The 25,657-nt window shown below is 40.3% G+C and carries 30 protein-coding genes and 1 riboswitch; of the genes, 17 read left to right on the top strand and 13 right to left on the bottom strand.

What is annotated here, in order from left to right:
- Window positions 1-424: 424 nt before the first annotated feature.
- Window positions 425-2,017, bottom strand: coding sequence for a phosphoenolpyruvate carboxykinase (ATP) (pckA, locus tag CSV68_RS01855; RefSeq protein WP_099661347.1), 1,593 nt, complete (start codon window positions 2,015-2,017; stop codon window positions 425-427).
- A 177-nt stretch (window positions 2,018-2,194) separates the two neighbouring features.
- A riboswitch (SAM riboswitch) is annotated at window positions 2,195-2,314 on the top strand.
- Window positions 2,315-2,490: 176 nt separating this feature from the next.
- On the opposite strand from pckA, the gene metK reads away from it, so the two are divergent.
- Window positions 2,491-3,702 (top strand): methionine adenosyltransferase, encoded by a 1,212-nt coding sequence (gene metK / locus CSV68_RS01850; protein ID WP_099661346.1) that lies wholly within the window; start codon window positions 2,491-2,493, stop codon window positions 3,700-3,702.
- A 46-nt stretch (window positions 3,703-3,748) separates the two neighbouring features.
- Here the strand turns inward: metK and CSV68_RS01845 are convergent, their stop codons facing one another.
- The gene (locus tag CSV68_RS01845) at window positions 3,749-4,522 is read right to left on the bottom strand and encodes a DUF3891 family protein (protein ID WP_099661345.1); all 774 of its coding nucleotides are present in this window, start codon (window positions 4,520-4,522) and stop codon (window positions 3,749-3,751) included.
- Window positions 4,523-4,528: 6 nt separating this feature from the next.
- Complete coding sequence (locus tag CSV68_RS01840; protein WP_099661344.1) at window positions 4,529-5,146, bottom strand: hypothetical protein; 618 nt, start codon at window positions 5,144-5,146, stop codon at window positions 4,529-4,531.
- A gap of 204 nt (window positions 5,147-5,350) precedes the next feature.
- On the opposite strand from CSV68_RS01840, the gene CSV68_RS01835 reads away from it, so the two are divergent.
- The 3 genes from CSV68_RS01835 to CSV68_RS01825 all read left to right on the top strand — a co-directional run bounded on the left by CSV68_RS01835 (window position 5,351) and on the right by CSV68_RS01825 (window position 7,597).
- On the top strand, window positions 5,351-5,584 hold the full coding sequence (locus CSV68_RS01835; protein ID WP_099661343.1) for a YkuS family protein: 234 nt from the start codon (window positions 5,351-5,353) through the stop codon (window positions 5,582-5,584).
- A gap of 232 nt (window positions 5,585-5,816) precedes the next feature.
- Entirely contained in the window at window positions 5,817-6,437 is a 621-nt protein-coding gene (locus CSV68_RS01830) for a TetR/AcrR family transcriptional regulator (protein ID WP_099635012.1), read from the top strand.
- Window positions 6,434-7,597, top strand: coding sequence for an MFS transporter (locus CSV68_RS01825; RefSeq protein ID WP_233192837.1), 1,164 nt, complete (start codon window positions 6,434-6,436; stop codon window positions 7,595-7,597). Before CSV68_RS01830 ends, CSV68_RS01825 begins: the two co-directional genes overlap by 4 nt.
- Window positions 7,598-7,639: 42 nt before the next feature.
- Here CSV68_RS01825 and CSV68_RS01820 read toward each other — a convergent pair whose 3' ends face one another.
- Window positions 7,640-7,804, bottom strand: coding sequence for a Fur-regulated basic protein FbpA (locus tag CSV68_RS01820; RefSeq protein WP_099635011.1), 165 nt, complete (start codon window positions 7,802-7,804; stop codon window positions 7,640-7,642).
- Between the two features lie 500 nt (window positions 7,805-8,304).
- Between CSV68_RS01820 and CSV68_RS01815 the strand changes: the two genes are divergently transcribed.
- The 4 genes from CSV68_RS01815 (at window position 8,305) to CSV68_RS01800 (ending at window position 13,080) form a co-directional block, all read left to right on the top strand.
- The gene (locus CSV68_RS01815; RefSeq protein WP_099635010.1) at window positions 8,305-9,162 is read left to right on the top strand and encodes a YitT family protein; all 858 of its coding nucleotides are present in this window, start codon (window positions 8,305-8,307) and stop codon (window positions 9,160-9,162) included.
- 298 nt (window positions 9,163-9,460) lie between these two features.
- Window positions 9,461-11,107: an ABC transporter permease gene (locus CSV68_RS01810; RefSeq protein WP_099661342.1), complete on the top strand. Its 1,647-nt coding sequence runs from the start codon at window positions 9,461-9,463 to the stop codon at window positions 11,105-11,107.
- Window positions 11,108-11,112: 5 nt separating this feature from the next.
- Complete coding sequence (locus tag CSV68_RS01805) at window positions 11,113-11,790, top strand: ABC transporter ATP-binding protein (RefSeq protein WP_099635008.1); 678 nt, start codon at window positions 11,113-11,115, stop codon at window positions 11,788-11,790.
- A 180-nt stretch (window positions 11,791-11,970) separates the two neighbouring features.
- The gene (locus CSV68_RS01800) at window positions 11,971-13,080 is read left to right on the top strand and encodes a Fe(3+) ABC transporter substrate-binding protein (RefSeq protein WP_483315663.1); all 1,110 of its coding nucleotides are present in this window, start codon (window positions 11,971-11,973) and stop codon (window positions 13,078-13,080) included.
- Window positions 13,081-13,349: 269 nt separating this feature from the next.
- On the opposite strand, the gene CSV68_RS01795 is transcribed toward CSV68_RS01800, so the two are convergent.
- Window positions 13,350-13,862, bottom strand: a complete 513-nt coding sequence (locus tag CSV68_RS01795) for a gamma carbonic anhydrase (RefSeq protein ID WP_099635007.1) — start codon at window positions 13,860-13,862, stop codon at window positions 13,350-13,352.
- Between the two features lie 107 nt (window positions 13,863-13,969).
- Between CSV68_RS01795 and CSV68_RS01790 the strand changes: the two genes are divergently transcribed.
- The 4 genes from CSV68_RS01790 to CSV68_RS01775 are packed head-to-tail and all read left to right on the top strand — an operon-like array spanning window position 13,970 to window position 16,254.
- Window positions 13,970-14,767: an alpha/beta hydrolase gene (locus CSV68_RS01790; RefSeq protein ID WP_233190473.1), complete on the top strand. Its 798-nt coding sequence runs from the start codon at window positions 13,970-13,972 to the stop codon at window positions 14,765-14,767.
- A 17-nt stretch (window positions 14,768-14,784) separates the two neighbouring features.
- Window positions 14,785-15,159 (top strand): fluoride efflux transporter FluC, encoded by a 375-nt coding sequence (locus CSV68_RS01785; protein ID WP_099661341.1) that lies wholly within the window; start codon window positions 14,785-14,787, stop codon window positions 15,157-15,159.
- On the top strand, window positions 15,156-15,497 hold the full coding sequence (locus CSV68_RS01780) for a fluoride efflux transporter FluC (RefSeq protein ID WP_099635005.1): 342 nt from the start codon (window positions 15,156-15,158) through the stop codon (window positions 15,495-15,497). The genes CSV68_RS01785 and CSV68_RS01780 overlap by 4 nt, the downstream gene beginning before the upstream one ends.
- Window positions 15,498-15,510: 13 nt before the next feature.
- A complete protein-coding gene (locus tag CSV68_RS01775) occupies window positions 15,511-16,254 on the top strand; it encodes a thermonuclease family protein (protein ID WP_099661340.1) in 744 nt (247 codons plus the stop codon).
- 152 nt (window positions 16,255-16,406) lie between these two features.
- Here the strand turns inward: CSV68_RS01775 and CSV68_RS01770 are convergent, their stop codons facing one another.
- Together CSV68_RS01770 and CSV68_RS01765 are read right to left on the bottom strand one after the other, a co-directional pair.
- Window positions 16,407-16,934 carry an isoprenylcysteine carboxyl methyltransferase family protein gene (locus CSV68_RS01770; RefSeq protein WP_099635003.1) on the bottom strand — a complete coding sequence of 176 codons (528 nt, stop codon included), beginning with the start codon at window positions 16,932-16,934 and terminating at the stop codon, window positions 16,407-16,409.
- Between the two features lies 1 nt (window position 16,935).
- Window positions 16,936-18,015 (bottom strand): type III polyketide synthase, encoded by a 1,080-nt coding sequence (locus tag CSV68_RS01765; protein WP_099635002.1) that lies wholly within the window; start codon window positions 18,013-18,015, stop codon window positions 16,936-16,938.
- A gap of 94 nt (window positions 18,016-18,109) precedes the next feature.
- Here CSV68_RS01765 and CSV68_RS01760 point away from each other — a divergent pair, with 94 nt between their 5' ends.
- On the top strand, window positions 18,110-19,138 hold the full coding sequence (locus tag CSV68_RS01760) for an LLM class flavin-dependent oxidoreductase (protein ID WP_099635001.1): 1,029 nt from the start codon (window positions 18,110-18,112) through the stop codon (window positions 19,136-19,138).
- A complete protein-coding gene (locus CSV68_RS01755) occupies window positions 19,125-19,424 on the top strand; it encodes a cupin domain-containing protein (RefSeq protein ID WP_099635000.1) in 300 nt (99 codons plus the stop codon). Before CSV68_RS01760 ends, CSV68_RS01755 begins: the two co-directional genes overlap by 14 nt.
- 63 nt (window positions 19,425-19,487) lie before the next feature.
- On the opposite strand, the gene CSV68_RS01750 is transcribed toward CSV68_RS01755, so the two are convergent.
- Window positions 19,488-19,931 (bottom strand): YaiI/YqxD family protein, encoded by a 444-nt coding sequence (locus CSV68_RS01750; RefSeq protein ID WP_099661339.1) that lies wholly within the window; start codon window positions 19,929-19,931, stop codon window positions 19,488-19,490.
- A gap of 88 nt (window positions 19,932-20,019) precedes the next feature.
- On the opposite strand from CSV68_RS01750, the gene CSV68_RS01745 reads away from it, so the two are divergent.
- The 3 genes from CSV68_RS01745 to CSV68_RS01740 all read left to right on the top strand — a co-directional run bounded on the left by CSV68_RS01745 (window position 20,020) and on the right by CSV68_RS01740 (window position 21,947).
- A complete protein-coding gene (locus CSV68_RS01745) occupies window positions 20,020-20,256 on the top strand; it encodes a hypothetical protein (protein ID WP_099661338.1) in 237 nt (78 codons plus the stop codon).
- A gap of 122 nt (window positions 20,257-20,378) precedes the next feature.
- Entirely contained in the window at window positions 20,379-20,534 is a 156-nt protein-coding gene (locus CSV68_RS17280; protein ID WP_199174996.1) for a hypothetical protein, read from the top strand.
- A gap of 45 nt (window positions 20,535-20,579) precedes the next feature.
- Window positions 20,580-21,947, top strand: a complete 1,368-nt coding sequence (locus tag CSV68_RS01740) for a leucyl aminopeptidase family protein (protein ID WP_099661337.1) — start codon at window positions 20,580-20,582, stop codon at window positions 21,945-21,947.
- A gap of 364 nt (window positions 21,948-22,311) precedes the next feature.
- Here the strand turns inward: CSV68_RS01740 and CSV68_RS01735 are convergent, their stop codons facing one another.
- The 5 genes from CSV68_RS01735 to CSV68_RS01715 form a co-directional block, all read right to left on the bottom strand.
- Window positions 22,312-22,515, bottom strand: a complete 204-nt coding sequence (locus CSV68_RS01735) for a hypothetical protein (RefSeq protein ID WP_099661336.1) — start codon at window positions 22,513-22,515, stop codon at window positions 22,312-22,314.
- Between the two features lie 193 nt (window positions 22,516-22,708).
- Entirely contained in the window at window positions 22,709-23,131 is a 423-nt protein-coding gene (locus CSV68_RS01730; RefSeq protein WP_099661335.1) for a spermidine synthase family protein, read from the bottom strand.
- 93 nt (window positions 23,132-23,224) lie between these two features.
- Window positions 23,225-24,100, bottom strand: a complete 876-nt coding sequence (locus CSV68_RS01725) for a TRM11 family SAM-dependent methyltransferase (RefSeq protein ID WP_233192836.1) — start codon at window positions 24,098-24,100, stop codon at window positions 23,225-23,227.
- 59 nt (window positions 24,101-24,159) lie between these two features.
- Entirely contained in the window at window positions 24,160-24,612 is a 453-nt protein-coding gene (locus CSV68_RS01720) for a protoporphyrinogen oxidase (RefSeq protein ID WP_099661333.1), read from the bottom strand.
- A gap of 5 nt (window positions 24,613-24,617) precedes the next feature.
- A complete protein-coding gene (locus CSV68_RS01715; protein ID WP_099661332.1) occupies window positions 24,618-25,550 on the bottom strand; it encodes a cation diffusion facilitator family transporter in 933 nt (310 codons plus the stop codon).
- Between the last annotated feature and the right edge of the window lie 107 nt (window positions 25,551-25,657).

Below are 25,657 nucleotides of genomic sequence, written 5' to 3'. Positions count from 1 at the left end.
TGCAAGAACCACAACTCAGTGCCGCTTATTACGTACTTTAAACAGAAACGTAATCCGACAGCACTTTAACGAGTAAAAACAACTACTCGAACTGCCCTACACCCAATCCAACGAAGGCGCCTGCTGTGGTAGGCTCATCGCGAAAGCCATCCACCAGCGCCGAAGTGGGGACAATGGACTTACCGCTTACATAGGCAGCTAAACCACAAACTACTGATCAAACAGGAAAAGAAAATGAACGTGCAAGAACCACAACCACAACCACAACCCCATGCCGCTTATTACGCACTCTTAACAGCATAATCCGACAACACTTCGACGATTAAAACAACTAGCCAAACTGCCATACACCCAATGCCATAAGAAAATTAAAACCAAAAAAGAGGCTGATCAGGAATTCCTGGTCAGCCTCTTTCATATAACATTATTTAATGACAGGAGGTCCGCCTTTGATTGCGATGTCTTCTGAAACATGTGAGAATTTCTTGAAGTTCTCACGGAAAGCATCAGCTAAGCGATTTGCTTCTTTATCGTATTCGTTCGGATCTTCCCAAGCATAACGAGGGTGTAGAACATTACTCGGTACACCTTCGATTTCAAGCGGCATGTTCAATCCGAAGATTTCGTTTTTCTTTGTTTCTACATTATCCAATTTACCAGCGATTGCAGCGCGTACCATTGAACGTGTGTAGCCCAAGTTCATACGTGAACCTACACCGTAAATTCCGCCAGTCCAACCTGTATTCACAAGGAACACTTTTGAACCGTGCTCATCGATTTTCTTTCCAAGCATCTCTGCATATGTTGCTGCAGGAAGTGGTAAGAACGGTGAACCGAAGCAAGTAGAGAATGTTGGTTCAGGAGCAGTAATTCCACGTTCAGTTCCAGCAAGTTTGGAAGTGAAACCGCTCAAGAAGTGGTACATTGCCTGTTCTTTTGTAAGAATCGAGATCGGAGGCAATACGCCGGAAGCATCAGCCGTAAGGAAGATGATATTCTTCGGGTGACCCGCAACAGACGGTGTCACAATATTATCGATATTTTCGATTGGATAAGCAGCACGTGTATTTTCTGTTAGTGATTTATCATCATAATCTGGAATGCGCGTTACTTCATCCAATACAACGTTTTCTAAAACAGCGCCGAAACGGATTGCTCCGAAAATTTCAGGTTCTTTTTCGGCAGAAAGGTTGATACATTTTGCGTAACATCCACCTTCAATGTTAAATACGCCATTATCAGACCATCCATGCTCATCGTCTCCAATAAGTTTACGGTTAGCATCTGCTGAAAGTGTAGTTTTACCTGTTCCAGAAAGTCCGAAGAATAGAGCGACATCGCCTTCTTCTCCAACGTTTGCTGAACAGTGCATAGATAGAATATCTTGCTCAGGAAGCAAGAAGTTCATAACGGAGAAAATAGATTTTTTCATTTCTCCAGCATACTCTGTTCCACCGATCAAGACAATTCGTTTTTCAAGCGAAACAATGATGAACGTTTCAGAGTTTGTGCCATCCACTTTTGGATCCGCTTTGAATGAAGGGGCAGCCAAAATAGTGAATTGCGATTCATGTGCTTTTAATTCTTCTTCGGTAGGACGGATGAATAGTTGGTGAACAAACAGATTTTGCCAAGCTAATTCATTAATTACTTGGATAGACAATTGAGAGTCTTTATCTGCTCCTGCAAACCCTTTAAATACAAAGAGTTCATCTTTTACCTTCAAATGATCGATGACTTTCGTGTATAATGAATCAAAGATCTCTTCTGAAATCGGACTGTTCGTACTACCCCAATCTACTTTATCCTTAGACACTGCATCTTCAACGATGAATTTGTCCTTAGGTGAGCGTCCTGTATATTTACCTGTACGTGCAGTGATTGCACCATCAGCAGAAAGTTTAGCTTCGTTTCTTGCTACTGCTTTTTCTGTTAATTCCGCCACAGACGCTTGGATCGTCACGTTGCTTCCACTAAGAAGACTTTTTAAACTATCATCAATTTTTGCAGATATCATGTTTACATACCGTCCTTTGCGTAGTCGATTTATTTTGATCTTGATGAGAATATCCTAATTCGTAAATAGTATAACACATTAAGAATATTAATCTATACTAATGGAAAACTCAAGTGATTTAGGATAAAAAATTTGACAAAATCTAAACTTTTTAATACGATGTGTCATGAACGGATACTCTTATCCCGAGTTGGTGGAGGGTACAGGCCCTGTGAAACCCGGCAACCTGCAATAGACATAAGTCTAACGCGAAGGTGCCAAACCTGAAGCAAGGTTTAATTCCTTGGACGATAAGAGTGAAAGGTGCTGCGCGTGAAATTTTGCCTTTTACTCATGGATTGAATATGAGTAGAGGGCTTTTTATATTGTCTAGCCCTGAATCCTTATGGTATATGCTTGACGTCTAGGCGTGGAACTTTACCAGGGACTTATGAGAGTACCGTATCATGATGCTTAATATAGGGGGAAACAAAATGACAAACCGTCGACTGTTTACATCAGAATCAGTTACAGAAGGCCATCCTGACAAGATGTGCGACCAGATTTCAGACGCAATTTTAGATGCGATCCTAACGGAAGATCCAAATGCGCGTGTGGCATGTGAAACGAGTATCACGACTGGACTCGTATTAGTAATGGGAGAAATCACTACGACAACGTATGTGGATATTCCAAAAGTTGTTCGCGATACGGTTAAGGAAATTGGCTATGTTCGTGCAAAATACGGCTTTGATTACGAAACGTCCGCCGTACTTACTTCCATTGATGAGCAATCACCTGAAATCGCTGCAAGTGTTAACGTGGCACTTGAAGCACGCGAAGGCTCTATGTCAGATGAAGAATTAGATGCAATCGGTGCAGGAGACCAAGGTCTAATGTTTGGATACGCGTGTAATGAAACACCGGAATTAATGCCTTTACCTATCAGCCTATCTCATAAATTGGCACAACGCCTCGCACAAGCTCGTAAAGAAGAACTAATTTCTTATTTACGTCCTGATGGCAAAACACAAGTAACGGTAGAATACGATCAAGACAATAATCCAGTGCGAATTGACACAATCGTTATTTCCACACAACATCATCCTGAAGCAACACTCGAGCAAATTGAGAAGGATATAAAGAAAGTTGTCATTGATGCAGTAGTTCCCAAAAACTTGTTGGACGAGGAGACTAAATACTTCATTAATCCTACTGGCAGCTTTGTTGTGGGTGGACCTCAAGGAGACTCCGGTCTGACTGGACGTAAAATTATCGTCGATACGTACGGTGGATATGCCCGTCATGGCGGTGGTGCATTCTCAGGGAAAGACGCAACAAAAGTAGACCGTTCCGCTTCTTATGCAGCACGTTATGTTGCAAAGAACATTGTCGCAGCAGGATTAGCTGAGCACTGTGAAGTTCAGTTGGCCTATGCTATTGGAGTAGCGAGCCCGGTTTCTATCTCAATCAACACATTTGACACGGGTAAACTATCGGAAACGCAATTAGTGGAGTTCGTACGTGAATTGTTTGACCTTCGTCCGGCAGGAATCATTAAAATGCTTGACCTACGTCGTCCAATCTACAAACAAACAGCAGCATACGGTCACTTTGGCCGCACTGATATCGAATTGCCATGGGAGCAGACAGATAAAGTGGAAGCGTTGAAAGAACTTGCTAGTAAAGTACGCGTGAAACAATAAAGTCATGAAGTGCAGAAAGGGGAGTTATTACCTCTTTCTGCACTTTTTATTTGGGTGCAGGTGAAATGTGAAAAGAAATTACTTCATAGTCCGCCTCTTCATAAGCTACTTGCAATCCTTTATCCTTAATATCTTGTTTCAGCACGTTCTTTTGCTTCACTTCCACATCAAACGAACAGCAAAATGGGTAATCCTCTACCTTAATAGTGTGTTGATCTGCAAAGTATATCCCAATTCGTTCTATCGGTAATGAATGGAAAATACTCGAGGAAGGAATGCCGTTACGAAAAAATGCATGCTCATCCGCTTTGTCGACCCCAGAATCATTCACACAACAATATAAAGAAAAATTATCCCCAAGCTGCAGCAAAGCGTAATGTTTTTCGAATAATTCTTTAGTAAAACCTTCGACTTCTCTAGACAACCGTTCTCGACGATTTTGTTCGCCCTCGATAAAAAGGTGTGCTGCTTTCTCGTTACTGCTTTGTATAAACTGTTCATAATGAAAACTGCAAAGCATAGCTGCGTAAAGATCTATCTTTTCCACCTCATCGATACCTTGACGATAAAGGACGGTTTTAGGGAGAAGAGGGAAGTCGGTGAATTGAAAAGGTGCAGACGTCGCATCATTCCAAAAAGGTTGTTCGTCAAAAGGAGACCAGCCGATGTCGTGGTTCCTAATGGCGGTTAGTACAGAAGGGCGCCATTGATCATCAGGAAACATATCCTTTTTCCAATGTTTCATTAATTCTTCAGCTAGGTGTCCATGATGATGTTGTTGTACGAAGATAAATGACTTCTCATGTTCACGTACAATCATCTCAGTTCATCCTTTCTTGTCGGGTGGAACGCCGTCATTTTGTATAATTTCTTCTTTTATCTCTTCTTCTATTTTCTCAATTTTCTCGACTTCTTCCTGATACATTTCATCTGCTTCTGTAGTCCCCGGAATAATGGGTTCTTCATTGAAATCGACACGTTTGCCATATCGTAGCAGTTCATAAATGATCATACCGTTATTCGGTTTGCCATTTACGGTTTTCATCGGAATAGAGTCGTATAGTACAAAATAGAATGCGTAGAAAATAAAGCGATTCCAGAATGTCTTGGAGTCTTCAAAGAATCCATTTGCGATCAAAGCATTCATCGTGACAGCTACTACTACGTTAATTAAGATAGGTCCGGCATAAATACATATATAAGCAAAATTACTTTTTCTTTTGACTGAATCGAAGGAAAACCAGCTGTTGACATGATAATACTTACGTATATCTAAAACGCCCAATTGAAATAACCTGGGCCCCGAACCAATAGTAAGTCTGGCGTTTTTTACACCGAATAATCCACTGATAACAAAATATCCTGCCTCTCGCAGAAAAGTCACGACAGGTAAAATGATGAAACTAGAAATAACCAAGCCAATGAGATCCGATAACCCAAACATAATCACGTCTACTCCCTTTATAAAATCTATTTCATATAATGACTCTAAGGCTGTAATAGTAAAATACCCACTTCTTACAAAATGAATCGTCTAGTTATTACCAAATATAAATGCATTCCGTAAGAAGCCATGTTTAACTTAACTGACAGTGGGGAAATTATAGAGTATTAGCGAAATCAAGTAAGGACTAAGGAGGAATAGAGTATGGCGAAAATTGCAGTAGAAATACCATTTGAAGATGTGAAACAAGCATTAGAGGAAAAGGGTCATGAAGTGAAGATGTTCGCAAGTGATGAAAATTTAAGTGGCTATGACATGGGCGTTGTACGTGCATTGAGCGATGTCAATATCGACCAATTCGACTTTCCTGTGGTGAGTATTGAAGGCAACTCTGTACAAGATATTGTAGAAGATGTTGAAAAAAGATTACACCGTTGATAGTTAATACATTTTATATAAGACTGAAGGACTAACCCAATTGGTGTTTGTTCTTCAGTTTTTATTTTGCAAAATTCGCTATTGAATAAAGCTTGGTTAAAATCCAACACATTTCTCCAAGTTACTCTTGCGCTACTTTTTTTGGGAGTTGACAAAAACCCAACAGGACAGTAAACTGGTCAACATTGACTCGTGAGTCAATCAATAAAAAGAAGTGAGTTGAAAACCCTTTATGTCACCCCGAAAGAATGAAAAGATTCAAGAGATTCGCGATACTCGGCAACATGATTTAAAAGAAGCCGCTATCGTATTATTTGGTACTAAAGGATATGCAGCAACAAAAATTAGTGACATTACAAACAAAGCTGAACAAAGTCATGGCTTGTTTTATCACTACTTCAAATCAAAAGAGGACCTATACGTCACGGTGATTCTTGAGTTACTAACTGTACTCATTGATACAGTGGATCAAGCGGAGGAAAAACATAACAGTCCTTTAAAGCAATTGGAATGGCTTACTGAAGCAACTCATTCTGGTTCATTACGTGATGGAGTACACCGCCATATCCTGATCATGCAAGCTTTGTATTCTGATTATTTAACACAAGAAGTGAAAGAAGAAATTGTGGAAAAATATCGATTCATGGTCGAAAGAATTGAACATATTATTATTAAAGGACAAATTGCTGAGGAGTTTATTGAAGGAGATGCAGAAGAATTAGCCGTGTATCATTTATCATTAGTGCATGGCTTATTATTAACAAATGCTCGCAAGATTTCACCTATTAAAGTATCAGCTGAAAAAGTATTACGCCAACTAAAACGTCATCCAGAACAGGGGGATGACCAATGAACCGCATGTTGAAACCAACGATCATATCCATCTCGATGGCCACGGTTATGGCAGGAGCCGCTATATCTCCAGCCCTTGGATTGATTGCCGCAAACTTCCCAGAGGCCAGTCCCGTATTTATCAAATTGATATTAACGGCACCTTCATTATTGATCATTCCATTTACATTCATCTCTAGTTGGTTAACGTCAAGGATACCGAAACGGACTGTTGCTCTAATCGGCTTATTCATATATGTCTTGGCAGGGGTAGGCGCACAGTTTACCAATACGATTGAAATGTTACTAGCCTTTCGATTCGTGCTAGGAGCTGGTGTCGGCTTAGTCATGCCGCTTGGGATTACGTTAATTAGTGATCATTTTAGAGGCCGTGAACAAGTGAAGATGATGGGGTATAATTCTGCATTCAGTAACTTTGGTGGAATCATCACTATGATGCTAGCAGGTTACTTAGCAGCTATCAGTTGGAGAGCTCCGTTTAATGTGTATTTAATGGGTGTCGTGATTTTCATTCTGGTCTTTATATTCTTACCGAAAGATACACCGGTTAAACAAGATAAGAGTGTAGAGAAACGGAAAATGCCATTGACTGTATTTGGATATGCAGCAGCTTCTGCAGGTATTATGTTAGTTTACTATTCGGTTGCCACGAACATGGCACTCTACTTGGAGCAAAGCAATATAGGTGGCTCAGCATTGGCAGGAACAGTGATTTCTTTTACAACTGTAGGTGGTATGATTACTAGCCTGACATTGATTCAGCTACAAGATATCTTGAAATCCTATATCATGCCGATCAGTATATTCTTAATGGGGGTTGCATTCACTGGTTTGGCTTTAAGTCATTCTGTCCCACTAATTTTAGCTTGTACATGCGTAATTGGTTTTGGCCAAGGGATTTTGTTCCCATTGATCAACGTTAAAGCGCTCAGCCTAGTTAATCCTCTTCATAGTGACCGAGTGATTGCAATCGTATCGAGTTCGATTTTCATTGGACAATTTAGTTCACCTTTAATATTGGATGGAATTGCAGCAATAGCAGGCTCTCCGACAATTCGTTTCCAGTATTCCGTGATAGGAATTGCGCTAGGCATCACGGTTTTACTCATCATTTTGTTTAAGATTTTAAGAAAGTCTAAAGTTTCAGCTATAGAAGCGTAAATAAAAATGAGACGTGCCCAATTGGGTACGTCTCATTTTTCATTACATTTGAATATCGGTTTGACCGAATGCTTCGTATTCTTTCATTAATAATTGAAGCGGTAATTCGTACAGTTGTTTCCCATCAATTTTAAATACCCCTTTTGAAACGAGTTCTTCAATCATTTTGTCTCGTTTTGACTCACATACCCTTTTGTTTGTTTTCATCGTACATTTCCTCCTTGATTCCCCCTCTAAATATAGCCGATATTTTTCCGAATTAAACCGTATAATCCATAGTTGAAACTTTCGAACCGTTCAACTAATTATTTAATTTTGTTTTGGTAGTGTAATAGGGACTTGTGATTTATAGTAGATTCACACTAGTGAAAGAATAATGTGTGGATGTTATCATATACGACATTGAATGACAGAAATAGTAGTTCGGAAGCTTATTTTGTCTGATGACGAAATAAATCGAAGACGCATCAAACCTGACGTAAATTCATCAATTGATTCATTATTTATTCCGGTAGACGTGATATTTGTGAATGGTAGTGACAGTAGAACAGGTGGCGGATCGGTGGCATAGTAAGAATGGTAAGGAGGATAATTGCATTTTTAGTGGCTATTTTTATGTTAAATGACGCTTAGGGGTACCATTATGAGGGAAGAATAGATATAATCTAGTTCGTGCATTAAATTGTTATTTACCATAGGAGGTCGCTATGTTTTTCATTGAAGCAAAACGGGTGACGGTTGTAATTTTAGGATCGCTACTTATGGCTCTATCATTAAATTTCTTTCTTATCAATGCAAATGTCTATGCGAGTGGGTTTGCGGGTGCAGCCCAGTTAGTATCAAGTGTTCTAAAGGACCACTTGGATATGACCATTAGTACAGGTATTTTATTATTACTTTTCAACATACCAGTCTTTATTCTTGGTTGGTTTAAAGTAGGGAAAGGTTTCACAATTTATAGTATTTTATCCGTTGCGTTCACTACACTATTTCTTGAATTATTGCCATTGCGTTCTATGTCAGACGACATTATGCTGAATGCGGTATTCGGTGGAGTGCTAGCAGGGGTTGGTGTAGGGATATCTTTGAAGCTAGGTGCATCTACCGGCGGAATGGATATTGTCGCAATGATTCTATCACGTATGCAAGATAAACCAATCGGTATATACTTTCTCCTGCTAAACGGTATACTTATCGTATTCGCAGGCATTCTATATGAACCGGAAAACGCACTGTACACAATGGTTGCGTTATATGTAACGACGTCAGTAATAGACATGATTCATACGCGACATGAAAAAGTAACCGCGATGATTATTACACGGCACGCAGACGATCTTCAACAAGCAATCCATCGTCAAATGGTACGTGGAATCACAATACTACCTGCTAAAGGTGCTTACTCGAAAGAAGATAAGAATATGCTGTATGTTGTCATCACAAGATATGAACTATACGATTTGGAGCGGATTATTAATGAAACAGATCCGCAAGCCTTTACTAATATCGTACAAACAGTAGGGATCTTTGGTTTCTTTAGAAAAGAAAATGAGAAACTAGCTTAGGTTAGACAATCAATTATAAATTTCCACTATATTATTTTGCATGAAGACAAACTCCGTAAAAAGAGTTTGTCTTCATTTTTAAATACAAGGATCTTCCGGTGAAAATAGTAGCGGTGTAATCCCTCTATATATTTCATTTTATTGATTAGAACATAAACAGTAGAGATTTGTTGAATTCTTGTGAAAACATTGGAAAGCACAGAGATATTGTATATACTTGAGAGTGACTTTCATTATGTAAGTCATAATTAAAGTACATCATAACCGCCATAGTGCGTAGTAAAGTTGGTTTATGTATATGAAAACATCTGTATGGCTAAGAGAGATTCGTCGTCGTGCAAATAGCTGGTTCATCATTACAATGCTTGGCGCACTTATCATTATTATGCCCGTCGCCTATGTGGTATTAAGTTTCTTCCAGCCGACAGGCGAAAACTGGGAACATATTAAAGAATTTTTGCTTGCTGATTATATAAAAGGGTCAGTTATTTTAGTTGGTTCTGTCGGATTCCTTTCGACGACCATCGGATTGATACTGGCTTGGATCATTGCAGCCTATGAATTTCCATTTCGTAAACAGTTTAAATGGCTATTGATTATACCGTTAGCTATACCACCTTATATAGCGGCCTACACATACAGTACGATGACAAGCTATACTGGCGTCATCCAATCGTTTTTTCGCAATCATTTTGATTATCAATTCACACCTGGCACAATCGAGATCATGTCATTGCGTGGAGCGATTTTTGTCCTCACGTTATTTCTCTACCCGTATGTCTATATGATTGCGCTCAATTATTTTGAAAAACAAAGCGCATCGTATATTGAGAGTGCTAAAACTCTTGGATTGAATGGCTTCCAAATGTTCTTCCGTTTGGGACTGCCTATTGCACGACCTGCTATCATTGCAGGATCGATGCTAGTCATCTTTGAAGTGTTAAGTGATTATGGAGTAGCCAGTTTCTTTGGTGTACGAACGATATCCACTGCAATTTTTCAAACGTGGTTCGGAATGTATGATATCAATGCAGCTATGCGTTTGGCTGCTTGGTTGCTCGTCATTATATTAGGGATTTTCATGCTCGAGCGTTTTTTACGCAAAGGTCGGAAGTATGATACGAACGTGACACAAAGCAGACCACTCGCACGCAAAAAGTTACGTGGATGGACTGCTTGGCTAGCATTCCTTTCTTGTTTTACTATTTTCTTGAGTGCCTTTTTAATTCCTTTTGTTCAACTGATCTATTGGTCACTAAAAACATATGAAAAAGTATGGCGCTCGGACTTCATCAGCTTAATAACCAATAGTTTACTTGCCGCTTTCATCGGTGCATTAATTATTAGCTTCTTTGCAATCTTGGCTGCTCGTACGATTAACTTGTATCCATCGGCTTCGTCTAATTTACTTGCGCGTATTATGACGTCCGGTTATGCGGTACCGGGAGCAGTCGTCGCAATAGGTGTGCTGGCGTTATTTATTACGTTAGATGAGAAACTGGCATTTATTTATCCAAAGTTGTTTGGTGTAGAATCGGGCACACTTGTATTAAGTATGTCGATTGCCATGCTGATTACGGGATACGTGATTCGGTTTATGGCACAAGGATTCAACTCAATAGAGTCTGGTTATACAAAAGTGCCACCATCTTATCGTGAAGCTTCATTCCTACTAGGACGTAGTTTGACATACACCTTTTGGAGAGTAGAGTTTCCATTATTACGCGGTTCAATCTTAATTGGCTTTGCGCTAGCATTCCTTGAAATTATGAAGGAATTGCCTCTGACTTTATTATTGCGTCCATTTAACTTTGATACGCTGGCGACACGGACGTATCAATATGCGATTGATGAACGAATTTATGAAGCAGCACCATCCTCCTTGTTATTAATTTGTTTAAGCATCTTGTCGGTGATTATTATTTTAAAATTTGAGGAGAAGTGAAAACTATGTTCGTAGACATTCAAAATTTATCATTTCGGTATTCAAAAAAACAGCCGCCTGTCATTGATCGCTTTTCATTTTCAATTGAAAAAGGGGGAATCGTAGGAATTGTAGGTGCGAGCGGTAGCGGAAAAAGTACCTTGCTACGTTTACTTGCGGGCTTAGAAGATCCTACGGCGGGTAGTATCGAATTGGACGGCAGACTGATTGTAGGAGATAAGACATATATTGAGGCAGAAAAACGCGGTGTGGGAATGGTGTTTCAGAACTATGCACTGTTTCCACATCTGACAGTAAGTGAAAACATTTGCTTTGGCCTGCATAAAATGAAGCGTTCAGAGAAAAAGAAGCGTTTAGATGAGATGTTGGAACTCGTTCAATTGCAAGATTTCGCCAAACGCTATCCTCATGAACTTAGTGGGGGACAACAGCAACGTGTAGCATTGGCAAGAGCTTTGGCGCCTTCACCTTCTATCCTGTTGATGGATGAGCCATTCAGTAATCTGGATACAAATTTAAAGTCGTTGATTCGAATGGAAGTTCGAGATATCTTGCGAAAAGCAAATATTACATGTTTGTTTGTATCACATGATCAAGCAGATGTGGACGCAATTTGTGATCGAACAATCTATATTGATTGTGCAACATATGTTGGTTCAGACAAAGAATCAATAACTGTATAATGCGGTAATAGAGAGTGTCGGAAGGGATTCCGATACTCTTATTTTATCTACAGTAATAAAAGAAAACGAATACTAGACTTATACTCGGAATTGTATTACAATTTCTTTAACACTGAAAACGATTCTCATTAAAGCGTAGAGATAGGCAATGTAGATGAGAAAACAAGGAGAGAAATCAATTTGAAGAAGTTTTTATGGGCAGTCGCACTATTGATGCTTGCCGCAGTTTTAGGCGCTTGTAGCTCTAGTTCCGATCAAGGGAAACAGAAGGACGAACCAGCAAAAGAAGATACTCCTGTTGAAGATACAACAGATGCAACAGAAGATGAGAAAACGGGTGGAGAAGTGAACGTCTATACGGCTAGACATTATGACGTAGACGCAGTTCTTTACGAAGATTTCACAGAGAAGACAGGCATTAAAGTAAATGTGATCGAAGCAAAAGCGCCAGAATTGATAGAGCGTCTAAAGCGTGAAGGACAAAATACATCTGCTGATTTATTCATCACAGTAGATGGGGGAATCTTGAACACAGCAAAAGAGGAAGGTCTTTTGCAACCCGTTGAATCTGAAGAAATCGATAAAACAGTACCAGCAGAGCTTCGCGACACAGACAATCAGTGGATTGGATTATCTACTCGTGCACGTGTGATTGTCTATTCAAAAGATCGTGTGAAGCCTGAAGAATTATCAACTTATGAAGATCTTGCAACAGACAAGTGGAAAGACAAATTACTTGTTCGTTCATCCGACAGCTTGTATAACCAATCGTTGATGGCATCCTTGATCGCAATTGATGGCGAAGAAAAAGCTAAAGAATGGGCGCAAGGAATTGCAGATAACTTAGCACGTGAACCTGAAGGCGGAGACCGCGACCAAGCGCGTGCCATCGTTGCAGGTGTTGGTGACGTAGCGATTATGAATAGTTACTACGTAGGACATATGTCTGCTTCAGACGAACCGGAAGATGTTAAAGTGTTCGACCAGATCGGCGTATTCTTCCCGAACCAAGAAACGACAGGAACACATATTAATATCAGTGGTGCTGGCTTAATTAAGCATAGTAAAAACAAAGAAAATGCAGTGAAGTTAATCGAGTACTTAACGACTGCGGAAGCACAAGAACAAGTCTCTGAAGAAAACTTTGAGTACCCAGTGAACGAAGAAGCAAAATTACCAGAAGTAATGGCTGAATGGGGTACATTCACACCACAAAAAGTGGACTTCACAGATTACGGAAAGTATAATCCGAAAGCTGTAGAATTGATGAATGAAGTAGGCTGGAAATAAGTTCAACAAAAAAGCAGCTCTGGGGCTGCTTTTTTGTTTCTGAAAAAATTTAAACTACTGATTTTTTACGTAGTAGAAACATTTCGAGTCGAACTTAAGTCATATATACAGTGAAAACCTGTAACTGATTAGATTAGGTCAAGTAAAGTTCTTATCATTCTAAAAGGCGGGCCATGCGAACCGTCTGTTAATCTATGATATGTTAATGGAGTGTGTATCGGACACAGGGATGGAGCTAACAAGGCACCCGCTAGTCACGGGCGCCTCGATTAACCTTGCAACGCTTTATATAATTGACCCTTACGTGCATAGTCATTGACGATTCTTGTCATATCTGCCCGATCTTCATCAGTCAAATCACGAACGACACGAGCAGGAGAGCCGAGTGCTAATGTATTAGGTGGGATCTTCTTGCCTGGGGTTACCAAGCTGCCAGCGCCGATGAATGCACCTTCACCAACCTCAGCCCCATCGAGCACGGTGGCGCCCATGCCAACGAGTGCACCGGTTTTAATTGTGCAGCTATGAAGCATTACTTTGTGGCCGATCGTCACGTTATCTTCGAGAATTAATGGAAACTTGGGGCTTTGATGTAGACAACAGAAATCTTGGATATTTACTTTGCGTCCAATAATAGTAGGCGATACATCCCCGCGTATAACGGTGTTGAACCATATAGATGATTCGGGTCCTATCGTTACATCTCCTGAAATCGTTACGTAGTCTGCAACATAGACGGATGGGTCAATCTCTGGTAATTTACCTTCGTATGGATAGATCAATCAAATCTCCTCTTTTCTAAATAATCATGTATAATTTATCGTAACAAACATTTAGTTTTTGTGAAACATAAGAATGAAATAGATAGAATAAGATAGCTAAATAAGGAGTGATAACTTTGTGGAAATGGGAAGCAGAAGGTAAGGCAAAAGGTGTGATTGTTCTCGTACATAATGCCTATGAACATCATAGAAGATATGAATGGCTTATACAGAAATTTCAACGTGATGGTTTTCACGTTGTAGCGGGAGATTTACCTGGTCACGGTAAAGAAAGTGTCGAGGTACATGCAGAAGCATTTAAGGATTACCGCAGATTTATCAAGAAAATGATCCGAAGCGGCTTAGATGATAATTTACCCGTATTTTTATTTGGTCATGGTTTAGGAGCTACATTCTTACTTCGGTTATTACAGATGGAACGTATCGAATGTGCGGGAGTGATCTGTACATCACCTTGGCTACACTTGGAACATCATCCACCAATACGGGCGAAAATGTTTACAAAATGGTCTCAATCGATGACTTTGGATCATGAAATTACGCCTGAACTTTTATCGCGTAATCCCGAATTCTTAGAGCAATACGCTGAAGATCCAATGTATGTTCCGATAGTGACAGGCGGCTGGTACCGTGAATTACAGACCCTTATGAAATCGGTCTTGCAACCAGATTTAATTATTCAAGATGTGCCGTTATTACTTCATACGGGAGAAGCCGATCAAATTACGAATACCGATTACACACGGAAGTGGGCATTTGCTCAAAATTTATCTGAACTACAATGGAAGCGATGGAGAGATGTTGAGCATGATGTGATCCAAGCACCAGAGCGTGAAGGGGTTTATTTATATACACAATCATTCATCAATAATGTACTTCATTCACTCGGATATATTATCGAATGAAATAAGGTCGTGAACATATGAGAAAGCGTCTGTACATAGGTGTGGCCGGGGCTTTTGGAGCGAGCACAAGGCTGCTGATCGGTCAGTTGTTGATCGTCAGTGGTTCTTTTCCTGTCGCAACTTTCTTAGTAAACATGGTCGGTACGTTTGTACTTTGCTATATAGTGGAACGTGCTCGTCTTGGAGGAAGTCTCACCGCATTAGCAGTGACGGTAATAACTACAGGATTCCTCGGTGCATTCACGACATTTTCCGCAGTCAGTGTAGAAACGGTTGAATTGCTACGTGACGGATTTTTTGTACTTGCGGGTGTCTACGTAGGTAGTAGTCTAGTAGGTGGATTAGCTATGGCGGCGCTTGGTTTTTCATTTGCTAGGAGGCGATCGTCATGATCTGGCATCTCATAGCAGTGGGGTGTGGCGGATTTATAGGAGCACTTTTGCGTTTCGAAGTATCTGCCAAGCTCAATCGTGACCGTTTCCCCTATGGAACACTAGTCGTTAATTCTATAGGCAGTTTCTTCATCGGTTGGATTATAGGTTCAAACCTTTCAATCGGTTGGACATTATTTTTAGCAACTGGCGTAGCAGGTGCTTTAACGACCTACTCTACATTAATGAAAGAGATTTGGACGTACTGGACTAAAGGTCAAAAACTCCAAGCCGTTGGTTATACACTTGTCACGTTCATAGTAGGAATAGGCTTAGCCTTTTTAGGTTTAAGCTTATAGAAAAGAGGTCTTAATGAATAACAAAACAACGCAAAAAACAACACATAATAAACGTAAGAAAATGATCAATTCATTCTTAATAGCAGTAGGGATTGCGGTTTTCGCCATATATTTCCCTGAACTGTTTGAAGACGAGGAACAAGAGCCGAGTCGTCAAGGTTTGATTCCTGTTGAATTAGTGAAAACAATTGACGGCGATACGATTAAGATTATGTATGAAGGTAAGGAAGAAAATGTACGATATTTATTAATTGATACACCAGAAACGAATCATCCACGTCTTGGCAAGCAGCCGTATGGACAACAAGCAAAGGTTCGTAATCAGGAACTGCTGCAAAAAGGTCAGCTCGAAATTGAGTTTGATGTTGGCGGGAAATATGATAAATACGGCAGATTATTGGCGTATATTTACATAGACGGAAAGAGTGTGCAAGAACAGTTATTGAAAGAAGGATTAGCGAGAGTCGCTTATGTGTATCCACCTAATACACGGCATCTAGATGCATTTAAAAAAGCGGAGCAACAAGCGAAGAAGTCGGGTATCGGAATTTGGACGTTGGAAGACTATACAACTGACCGAGGTTTTGACAGTGAGAAATATCCTGCAGATTCTGTGAAGATTCCTGTATATGGCGAAACCCAAGACTTCAAGAACTGTACAGAGCTTCGTAAAGTATACCCGCAAGGCGTTAAAAAAGGCCATCCGGCATATAAAGAACAGATGGACGGCAATAAAGACGGACGAGCTTGTGAATAAAATAAAAACTAAATAACTAGCATGGCACCTTGATGCTATGTGACACTTACGATCAACTACCTAAGTGTGCTTATAGGCAAACGTGAATGAAAAAAATAATAAGAATGAAGACAAGTCCTCGTTATCCAGGATTTGTCTTCATTCTTTTTTCATCAAAACACTTCATTATAATTTGTCAGTTCTCGTAGTGCACGTTCTTCAGTAGGAATCCGGACAGACAACATCCAGATATTCAGCAATAGAAACAGTCCCGCCGTGAAGTACGCACTGAATAGTAAAGGCAATACAATTAGTTCGGTTGTTACAATGACATAATTGGGGTGACGAATCCAACGGTAAGGTCCTTTTTTCTGTACGTTCGCTCCAGGTAGTATGAGAATTTTAGTGTTCCAGAACTTTCCTAACGACGATAGACACCAGACACGCAGTACTTGCATCAATAGGAAAATTGCAAGTAAGATCCCCCAGACGGGCGATAGTGGGCGATCGAATACAAGGACTTCGACTAGCAAGGAAATGAAAAATGCGGTATGCATCAAAACCATCCATTTATAATGAGACGCGCCGATTTCTATTGCGCCTCGATTGCGGATCCACTTCTCGTTACGATTAGCGACGACCAATTCGACTAAGCGTTGAACGACGACGATGATAAAAACGAACAGGAAAAGCCTGCCCATCTTACTGCCACTCCAACAACAATAATTCACCGCAGAAACCTGGACCAAGTGCTGCCATTAAACCGAATTCTCCTTCGGCAGGCTGTTGCTCGATAAAATCCTTGAGTACATAGAGCACAGTAGGAGACGACATGTTTCCATGATATTGCAGTATCTTTTTCGACGTAGCGGTTTGCTCTTGATCCATATCCAGTGCTTTTTGATAGGCATCTAATACTTTTTTACCGCCTGGATGGGCAACAAAATGCTGTACATCCTCCATTGAAAGATCATGTTCTTCCACGAATTGATGGACAAATGGTCCTAACCAACTTTTAATGACGTTTGGAATACTCTTTGAAAATACGACATGCAAACCATCATTTTTAATGTCCCAGCCCATCACATCCTCTGAATCAGGCATGAAACGTGAAGAAGTAGCACGGATATGGGGCATCGGACGTAGGCTTTTAACGGTAGACTGTTCTCCAGAAACAAGTGCGCAAGCTACACCATCAGAGAATAACGATACACCGACCAAGTTGCTTTTTGATACATCGTCTCGTTGAAACGTTAAGCTGCAAAGCTCTATAGCGAGAACGAGAACATTCGATTCAGGATAGGCTTTACAGTAATCAAAAGCACGACTCATACCTGAAGCACCACCTGCGCAACCCAGACCCCAAATAGGAATACGTTTAATATCATGTCGAAATGGTAATTGATTAATAAGACGGGCATCGATACTTGGTGTGGCAATTCCGCTACTTGAAACAAAGAATATCGCATCTATTTCAGCTGCATTCACTGAGCGCTCAAGTGTTGTCGTATTGTTGAGGCATTGCTCGACTGCCTGTTTACCAAGTGCAACAGCATGCTGAATATATAAGTTGTTTTTCGTTTCAAAATCATGTGGCTCCGCGTACCATTCTAACGGCATACATACTTGTCGTGAATCAATTTCGCCGTTTTGGAACACTTTCAATAAGCGGTCGATATCTTTAAATGAATCCGAAAATAAAGAGCGTGCAAATGTCATAGCTTCTTCCTGTGGCAAATCAACAGGTGGGCTAACTGTACTAACTGATTGGATGATTGGCATAGGGTAACCTCCATTTAAATTGATGGCGAGCGCGAGCAGTGAATTATGCCGTGGCTTCTTGTAGACTATATGCTAAAGAAGAGGAGGACTTGTCTTGAAGATACAATTAAGTATATTAGATCAATCTCCCATTACATCCGGCAGTGATGCTCATGAAGCTTTTCAGCAAACTACCTGCTTGGCGAAGAAAGCCGAAGAATTAGGCTATAGCCGCTTTTGGGTCTCTGAACATCACGATGCTCCAACTCTAGCAGGTTCATCCCCTGAAATTCTGATGGCGCATTTGGCTACAGTCACTTCGACTATCCGAATTGGCTCAGGCGGTGTCATGCTACCTCACTATTCCCCTTATAAGGTGGCGGAAAACTTCAAAGTGTTAGAAGCTCTGTTTCCTGGGAGAATTGATGCGGGTATAGGGCGTGCACCAGCGGGAATGCCTCGAGCAACTTATGCTCTTAACAACGGTGAATATCTAAATCGTGATCAATATCCTCAACAAATTGATGACCTACACATGTATCTTCACGATACATTGCCTAAAGATCATCGATATGAAGGATTGAAAGCAACCCCACTCACAAATAATGCACCACCCGTCTGGATGTTAGGCACAAGCAAAGAGTCAGCGAGTTTAGCGGCTCAAAAAGGTTTACCTTATATGTTTGCACAATTCATCAATAGTGAAGGGGGCAGGGAAGCAGCGAAGTTTTATCGAGAGCATTTTCAAGCTTCTGCGTTTACGTCTTCACCAAAGCAAGCAGTAGCGGTATTTTTGTTTTGTGCAGAGACGGAAGAAAAGGCAGATTGGATTGCGTCTTCATTGGATCTGTTAATGATTATGCAACAGCAAGGAATGAAAGTAGAGGGTACACCTTCACCAGAACAAGCAGCAGCATATCCATATAGTCAACTGGAACGGGAGTTGGTTCAATTAAACCGTGAGCGGATGATTGTAGGGACACCAGAATCGGCCCGTAGGCAGTTGGAACAAATAGCGCAAGATTTTGGAGCACAAGAAATCATGCTCGTTTCTATTACATATAACTTTCATGATAAACTGAAGTCGTATGAACTGATTATGCAAGAAATTCTGAAAGGGGAGAAGACTAATGAAATTGATTGATACAAAAAATCAACTGTCTGAAAAGAAAAAGCATGTGGAGAAAGTAGCGAATGTCGACAATGCAACTTTTATGAATATTCAATTGCGTACAGGAGAGGAAGTAGCTGAGCATGATGCGAATAAAGAAGTATTCATCATCGTGCGTAAAGGAAAGGTACGGTTCATAGTGGAAGGCGAGCCGGTGGATGTAACACCAGATAATGTCTTGCATATGGTACCGTTAGAAAGACATAGTTTACAAGCAGTAGAAGACTCTGATGTTTTAGTTATTCTCGTAAAGCCGTAAAGATTATACAACAAGAGATCGCAAGTAATCTTTGCGATCTCTTGTTGTATAATATGGACTAATTTAAGGTTGAATGGTTTTACATAATTCACGCAAACTAATAATGAATCCTTCATTTTGTTCAGTAGTTCGTTTTTTGGGACCTCGCAAACGACCTCCTGCTCGGCGGATTTTCTGAGCTTTATGACGTGCCGCAAGTAATTGATCGATATTGTCATTTGTGTACCATCTGCCATTCTGATCAAGTGGCAAACCTTGTTTTGCCAACGCCATAGCGGCCAATCCATAGTCTTGAGTTACGACGATATCGCCTTTTTTTATGCGGTTCACCAATACAAAATCGACTGCGTCGGCACCTTTGGAAACAGTAATCGTTTCTGCGCCTTCTCGGTGCATTTCATGTGCAGTGTCACATATTAACACGCAAGGTAGACCGTACTCTTTAGCAATCGCAATCGTTTCATTGATTACCGGACAGCCATCTGCGTCCACTAAAATCGTTGTCACGTAGCACCTCTCCTTCCGTTTCACTTAATAGGTTTAGTATAGCAAATAACGGGAAAAATAAGTGAAAATGTACGATTGAGGTGATGAAATGGCTGATTTATCAAAAGAACAACGGACTACTGTAGAACAACGTGAGCAATATGGGCGCCAAATGGATGCGAAGAATGCTGCTATGGAGAACATAGAAGTTCCACTTGAAAACAAAGAGTTGGCAGACCATGAAATTCCTCCGCCGTTAACAGAAGAGGAAGTGCGCGCTAAAGTCGGTAATCAGAACTTCCAAAATGCGACTGATGATAACGCTCCTACATCAATAGGTAGTTAAAAAGTCATGTGTAAAAAAGGACATCAAAGGTGTCCTTTTTTTACGTTAAAAGCTATTAATGAAACTAACTTGTTAGGTAAATCGTATACATACTATACAACTAGATAACGGAGTGATGAAAAATGAGTGAAGGATATTTCGTAGGATGGGGTACGTTAGCTCTAATCAATGCAGTATTAGCGCAAGGAAAAAACAGAAGTGGATTGAACTGGTTTATACTATCCTTGTTTTTAGGACCACTGGCAACTCTCTTCTTAGCGCTATCAGGTAAAAAGTGATAAGCTATTTAGGAAACCGAAATAGTGAAGGGAGCTATTATAATTATGAAAATTAATGTAGAAATTTTATTCGCAACAGATGGACAAATAACGAAGAATCTTTTGGTGAAGCAATTTGTCGACAATCAAGCTGGAGGATTTTCCACATTTATACATGATGGAAAACAACTAGTTGTTATAAAGAATAAAGAATGGAAAACAGTAGATACAATTCGCAGTATTGCAGGAGAAATCTCTCGTAATCTTGCGGCACAAAAAGTAGATTCTGCTTCGATTCAAGCAGATCAGCTAGGACAAAAGTGGCCATCTCAAGACGAGGCAGTGACGGCTTTCGTCGAAGGATGGCACCTCGGTGCTTATAACTTTGATCGTTACCAATCTAAAAAAGCGGACCCCGTCACTATATTAGATGTTAAAGGTGCAGACAATGCAGCGGTCAAATTAGGAGAAGTGCGTGCAGCAGCTATGGCTTTTTCTCGTGACTTGATGAATGAACTTTCTGATGTGCTAAACCCAGAGACATATCCTGAAGTATTAAAAGATCATTTTAAAGGAACGAAAGTGAAAATCGATGTACTTGGCAAAAAAGAAATTGAAGAACGCGAAATGAATGGTGTATTAACGGTATGCCGCGGTAGTAAATACGAGCCTTCTTTCGTAGAGATGACATTGCAGACAGATGCATCGAAACCACTCGTAGCTCTTGTCGGAAAAGGCGTAACATATGATTCAGGCGGTATTAGCTTGAAAGGCGGCCGCGATGACAGTGACATGCGTATGGATATGGGCGGTTCAGCAGCTGTGAGTGGTGCATTGTCACTTCTAGCTCATTCAGATGCCAAAGTGAATGTAGTTGTGTTAATTCCGATGGTTGAAAATACACCTGGACCTGACGCTGTTATGCCGGGCGAAGTGATTCAATACAAGAATGGTATTAGCGTACAAGTCGGTAATACCGATGCAGAAGGCCGTTTGATTTTAGCTGATGGATTAATTCGTGCAGGTGAATTAAATGCAGATTACACAGTCGATATCGCCACATTGACTGGCGCGGTTGTTGCGGCACTCGGTACGGAAGTCGGCGGAGTTTTCGGTGATGAAGAGTTGTCTAATAAAATGAAGAAAATTGGTGATCAAAACGGTGACTTCGTTTGGCCACTTCCTTTAATTGATGAGTATGAAGAAACACTTGATAGCGCCTATGCAGATTGCAACAACATGAGTTCTTTAACTGTTGCAGGTTCGATCACGGCTGGTCTCTTCTTGCGTAAGTTCGCACCGAAGAACAACTGGTTGCATGTGGACATGGCGGGCGTTATGGATAAGCAGAAGTCAAAAGGGTATTATACGAAGTCAGCAACGGGCTACGGAGCACGTTTGCTTGCGGATTATACAGTGTCCTTGACTAAATAAGTACTATTTAAAAGGATGTCCTTAACTGGGCATCCTTTTTTGTGTTGGTTGGGAGTGTTAGAAGAAGAGAAATTATTTAAATTCAAAAGCAAGTGCTTCGGAATAGTTATTTACTTAGTGAATGCGAGAGGATGGAGGCTACAGTTGGCGGACGCTTTCCCATGGGCCTGCGGAAGAGCCGTAACGAAGAACGGCTTTTGCGAGTAAAAGCGAAGCATTAGGAGCACATCTTTGCACTCGCCGCCAATCTCCACCCCAACACTAATGCCATCCTTTTGACGCACAGTTTCCATATCAAATAATTAAGAACAAAAAAGTGATCGAAGTCATAAAAAGCCGACTTCGATCACTTCTTTTCAAAAACTCATAAAAACAAAGCAGGGGAGGCGATCCCTGAGAGAATAATGAGTAAGGCCACCGACGCAATGATGGCTGGCTTCATAAATGCAGGCTCTTCCTGCACGAGTTCCTTGATCGCATAAATTATAGAAATAACAAAAACGAACGGCCAGATGAACCATGTCCATAGATAAAGAACACTCAAAAGCTTCATAATACTAATAAACATAGACTTCACTCCTTGGAAAGTAATAAGAGCTCACTGTAAAATAGAATGACGTGATAGATAAATGCTCTGATACTTTTGTTTCCCCTATATTATAAAATTCACACTCTTCAAATATTTTTTATAAGTAGGATATCCAAGTCAGTAGAAACTGCTATACTTTCTTTACTGTTTTTGTAAACTCAAACAAATCGCATTATTTCTCTAAATTTCTTGGTGTTTTATTACTGAAAGGTAACAACAGAAATGTATGAAAATAAATATTTGCTGCCATAAGACCAATACCGGCATATAAGACAATCAGCGACGCTAAATTCAGTCCAGGCAATAGAACAAGAGGGAATAGCGCACCAATTAGAAGACCAGCCACTGAATAGAAAACTAGCTTCTTTATGTACTGTGATTTTTTATTTTCTATTGACTTATCAATCATAATTGATAGGGGAATTCCAATTAGTAAAAAGACAGGTCCCCCGTATAGCATGACAAATACTATAGTTTCAGTGAATCCGAAATAATAGGTATTCGGTTCCCGTTGTGATTCAGGTGCATAGGAAATGGCGGAGTATACAATTGCAAATAAGATAGTAGCTATAATTGCTGACAAAAAACGTTTCATTAACACCCCCCCCAATCTTCCTTTATCATATTTTAAAAAGTCTTTAGATACAATAAAAAAACGAGTGAGAGAAAAATCCTCACTCGTCTTTTTTTATTTACATAGGACTACTTCACGTGAAAACGTTCCTTTGCGTGCAAGGCAACGATCCGCTATCTCAAATCCAGCAATTTCAAGCATTTCATCCATATTTTCAATCGTAATAATTAAACAGCTTTTAGCAAAACGGCGAGCTTCTTTCAGAATCTCGAGTTGGCCTTCTGCTGTAATATGCGTAAATAAATTATAGGGCATATCGATAATGGCCACATCATATTCTTCGTCGACTTCAGCAATGGGACCTATAGTGACATTGCCTTTCAAATCAAAGTAGTCGATGTTTTTCCTTGAGCCATAGACGACAAGCGGATTTATATCACGACCTTCAATAGGGATACCCATAGATAATGCCTCAACAAGGACAGTTCCGATTCCACAGCAAGGATCGATGACGCGTTTGCCTTCAGGATGCGGTACTGCAATATTGACGGCAGCTCTGGCTAAACGTGTACTAAGCGCAGTGGAGTACATGTGCGGCTTCTGTTGGTGTAAGTACCAATCAGAAGAACTGTAAAGTACATTTCCTGCATACCAACGACCGTCCAATTGCATGATGCCGATGAACACTTCAGGATGGTCAAGTTCAGGCTCGCCTTTGATTTGTAATCCAATTGTACGCTCAATTTCACGACGAGTATCATGACCAATCTTAGCCGTTGTTGAAAGTGTCATATCGTTCAAGCAGACGGTCTTAAATAATTGATCAATCTCTAGCTTAGAAGCTTTTTCTGTCAGCAATTCTAAACTGTCTGCATCTAATAAGACTTCGAGTCGAGTTTGTATGAACGGACTTCGTGACGGATTAACGCCAATATCACTTACAATCACGTTGTCCTCTACGTCGTAACCGAAAAAAGACCGCATTTCCATTCGACATAATTCCTGTTCATCTCGATGCCGAATATACGTATATATAAATTGTGAAGCCATTAGTTATTTGCTCTCATTTTATGCAAATCGCCAAGTATTTCATACAGAAGTTGTAATGCATCTTGGATAGACATCTTCTCGTCAAAACCTTTAAGAGAATCAAACGGAATATTCAATTCCCAGAAACCTTCGTTATCGGAAAATGAAATACTAAAACCATGTAGATTATGCTGAAGTTTTTCCTCAATAAATGTGCGAATAGTTTCGCCTTCTTTTTTCTTACCTTGTAAACCAAATAAAGCCATATACGTTTTAAACATGTCATCTACTTCAAGTGCCAGCGAATCCACTTTGATTTCATCAAAGTCAGGGGACTCGACAAAAAGAAATTCAGCTATATTAGATTTCAAATAAGAGATGGGTTCCTGTAAAAAGCGCTCATCCGCAAAGCGTACTGTTTCCTCTGTTTCCTTTACACATACTTCTATTGTTTTGATTGTTACTGTACTCATTTTATTCACTCCTCGTTAGTAAGTATAACGGATTGTTTTTCGGGATACCACGGATTTAGGTGAATTAATACTTCATCGACGTCTTCATTTTTTGCCATGATCAAATTACGTAATCTACTCGAGATAATATGGCCTTCTTGTATCGTCAAATCACCACTAATACCAATTCGAATATCGACCAATACGTAATGTCCATGTTCTCTTGCGCGCAGGCGATCAATTCGCTTAACTTCTGGAATGGAGTGAATCAATTCTTCAAATGCGACTAGTCGCTCATCACAAACACTTTTCTCCATTAATATATCAATACTTTCCTTACCGATATCGATAGCGATTTTAAAGACAAGAATAGAGACGATAATACCTGCGATGGGATCACCATATGTGAGTAGTGGCCATTCGTAAGCATCTCCAATTAAGGCTAGTCCAATACCTACTACTGCAGCAAACGAGGCATAGACATCAGCTAAGTGATCATACGCTGTCGCGATCAGACCTTTACTATTTTCTGCTTTACCGATACGTATTGTGTAAATATAGAGTACATATTTCCAAATTAGCGATACGATGGCTGTTAGTAAGGCGATCCTACTGGCTGTAGCAGGATCTTCAAATAATGCCATGATCGCTTCGAAAGCAATATAGATCGCGGCTAGCCCTAAAATAATAGCGACGATACTTGAACCAATTACTTCCGCTTTACCGTGTCCATATGGGTGATCTTCATCTGCCGGACGTTTTGAAATTTGCATGGAAGTCAGTGCGGCAGCAGAAGCTACCACATCACCCGCGTTGTGGAAACCATCTGCAAGTAAAACGGGACTTCTAAAAACAAAGCCGACTACCAGTTTTAATATAGTCAAGATCACATTACTCAATAAACTGATCCAGATAGCCATAATCGCAGAAGTGGAATGCTCGCGTACTTGAATAGTCATAAATGTTTCCCTCCTCTAACAGTGTTTCCTCTAAGCAACAAAAAAACCTCGCTTAGTTTGGGCGAGGTCATACATAATTTTAATTGTTGGATTGGGACAAGGTTTCT

The sequence above is a fragment of the Sporosarcina sp. P29 genome (assembly GCF_002743265.1).
Classification (GTDB): domain Bacteria; phylum Bacillota; class Bacilli; order Bacillales_A; family Planococcaceae; genus Sporosarcina.
This window is presented reverse-complemented; position numbering and strand designations above follow the sequence as displayed.

What these genes read in the sequence shown, in the direction of transcription:
- pckA (WP_099661347.1), bottom strand. Translation starts at nt 2,017, where the DNA reads ATGATATCTGCAAAAATTGATGATAGTTTAAAAAGTCTTCTTAGTGGA.
- CSV68_RS01770 (WP_099635003.1), bottom strand. Translation starts at nt 16,934, where the DNA reads ATGGGCAGGCTTTTCCTGTTCGTTTTTATCATCGTCGTCGTTCAACGC.
- CSV68_RS01775 (WP_099661340.1), top strand. Translation starts at nt 15,511, where the DNA reads ATGAATAACAAAACAACGCAAAAAACAACACATAATAAACGTAAGAAA.
- CSV68_RS01825 (WP_233192837.1), top strand. Translation starts at nt 6,434, where the DNA reads ATGAACCGCATGTTGAAACCAACGATCATATCCATCTCGATGGCCACG.
- CSV68_RS01765 (WP_099635002.1), bottom strand. Translation starts at nt 18,015, where the DNA reads ATGCCAATCATCCAATCAGTTAGTACAGTTAGCCCACCTGTTGATTTG.
- CSV68_RS01840 (WP_099661344.1), bottom strand. Translation starts at nt 5,146, where the DNA reads ATGTTTGGGTTATCGGATCTCATTGGCTTGGTTATTTCTAGTTTCATC.
- metK (WP_099661346.1), top strand. Translation starts at nt 2,491, where the DNA reads ATGACAAACCGTCGACTGTTTACATCAGAATCAGTTACAGAAGGCCAT.
- CSV68_RS01820 (WP_099635011.1), bottom strand. Translation starts at nt 7,804, where the DNA reads ATGAAAACAAACAAAAGGGTATGTGAGTCAAAACGAGACAAAATGATT.
- CSV68_RS01755 (WP_099635000.1), top strand. Translation starts at nt 19,125, where the DNA reads ATGAAATTGATTGATACAAAAAATCAACTGTCTGAAAAGAAAAAGCAT.
- CSV68_RS01785 (WP_099661341.1), top strand. Translation starts at nt 14,785, where the DNA reads ATGAGAAAGCGTCTGTACATAGGTGTGGCCGGGGCTTTTGGAGCGAGC.
- CSV68_RS01835 (WP_099661343.1), top strand. Translation starts at nt 5,351, where the DNA reads ATGGCGAAAATTGCAGTAGAAATACCATTTGAAGATGTGAAACAAGCA.
- CSV68_RS17280 (WP_199174996.1), top strand. Translation starts at nt 20,379, where the DNA reads ATGAGTGAAGGATATTTCGTAGGATGGGGTACGTTAGCTCTAATCAAT.
- CSV68_RS01740 (WP_099661337.1), top strand. Translation starts at nt 20,580, where the DNA reads ATGAAAATTAATGTAGAAATTTTATTCGCAACAGATGGACAAATAACG.
- CSV68_RS01830 (WP_099635012.1), top strand. Translation starts at nt 5,817, where the DNA reads ATGTCACCCCGAAAGAATGAAAAGATTCAAGAGATTCGCGATACTCGG.
- CSV68_RS01725 (WP_233192836.1), bottom strand. Translation starts at nt 24,100, where the DNA reads ATGGAAATGCGGTCTTTTTTCGGTTACGACGTAGAGGACAACGTGATT.
- CSV68_RS01730 (WP_099661335.1), bottom strand. Translation starts at nt 23,131, where the DNA reads ATGAAACGTTTTTTGTCAGCAATTATAGCTACTATCTTATTTGCAATT.
- CSV68_RS01815 (WP_099635010.1), top strand. Translation starts at nt 8,305, where the DNA reads ATGTTTTTCATTGAAGCAAAACGGGTGACGGTTGTAATTTTAGGATCG.
- CSV68_RS01780 (WP_099635005.1), top strand. Translation starts at nt 15,156, where the DNA reads ATGATCTGGCATCTCATAGCAGTGGGGTGTGGCGGATTTATAGGAGCA.
- CSV68_RS01720 (WP_099661333.1), bottom strand. Translation starts at nt 24,612, where the DNA reads ATGAGTACAGTAACAATCAAAACAATAGAAGTATGTGTAAAGGAAACA.
- CSV68_RS01745 (WP_099661338.1), top strand. Translation starts at nt 20,020, where the DNA reads ATGGCTGATTTATCAAAAGAACAACGGACTACTGTAGAACAACGTGAG.
- CSV68_RS01810 (WP_099661342.1), top strand. Translation starts at nt 9,461, where the DNA reads ATGAAAACATCTGTATGGCTAAGAGAGATTCGTCGTCGTGCAAATAGC.
- CSV68_RS01735 (WP_099661336.1), bottom strand. Translation starts at nt 22,515, where the DNA reads ATGTTTATTAGTATTATGAAGCTTTTGAGTGTTCTTTATCTATGGACA.
- CSV68_RS01845 (WP_099661345.1), bottom strand. Translation starts at nt 4,522, where the DNA reads ATGATTGTACGTGAACATGAGAAGTCATTTATCTTCGTACAACAACAT.
- CSV68_RS01715 (WP_099661332.1), bottom strand. Translation starts at nt 25,550, where the DNA reads ATGACTATTCAAGTACGCGAGCATTCCACTTCTGCGATTATGGCTATC.
- CSV68_RS01805 (WP_099635008.1), top strand. Translation starts at nt 11,113, where the DNA reads ATGTTCGTAGACATTCAAAATTTATCATTTCGGTATTCAAAAAAACAG.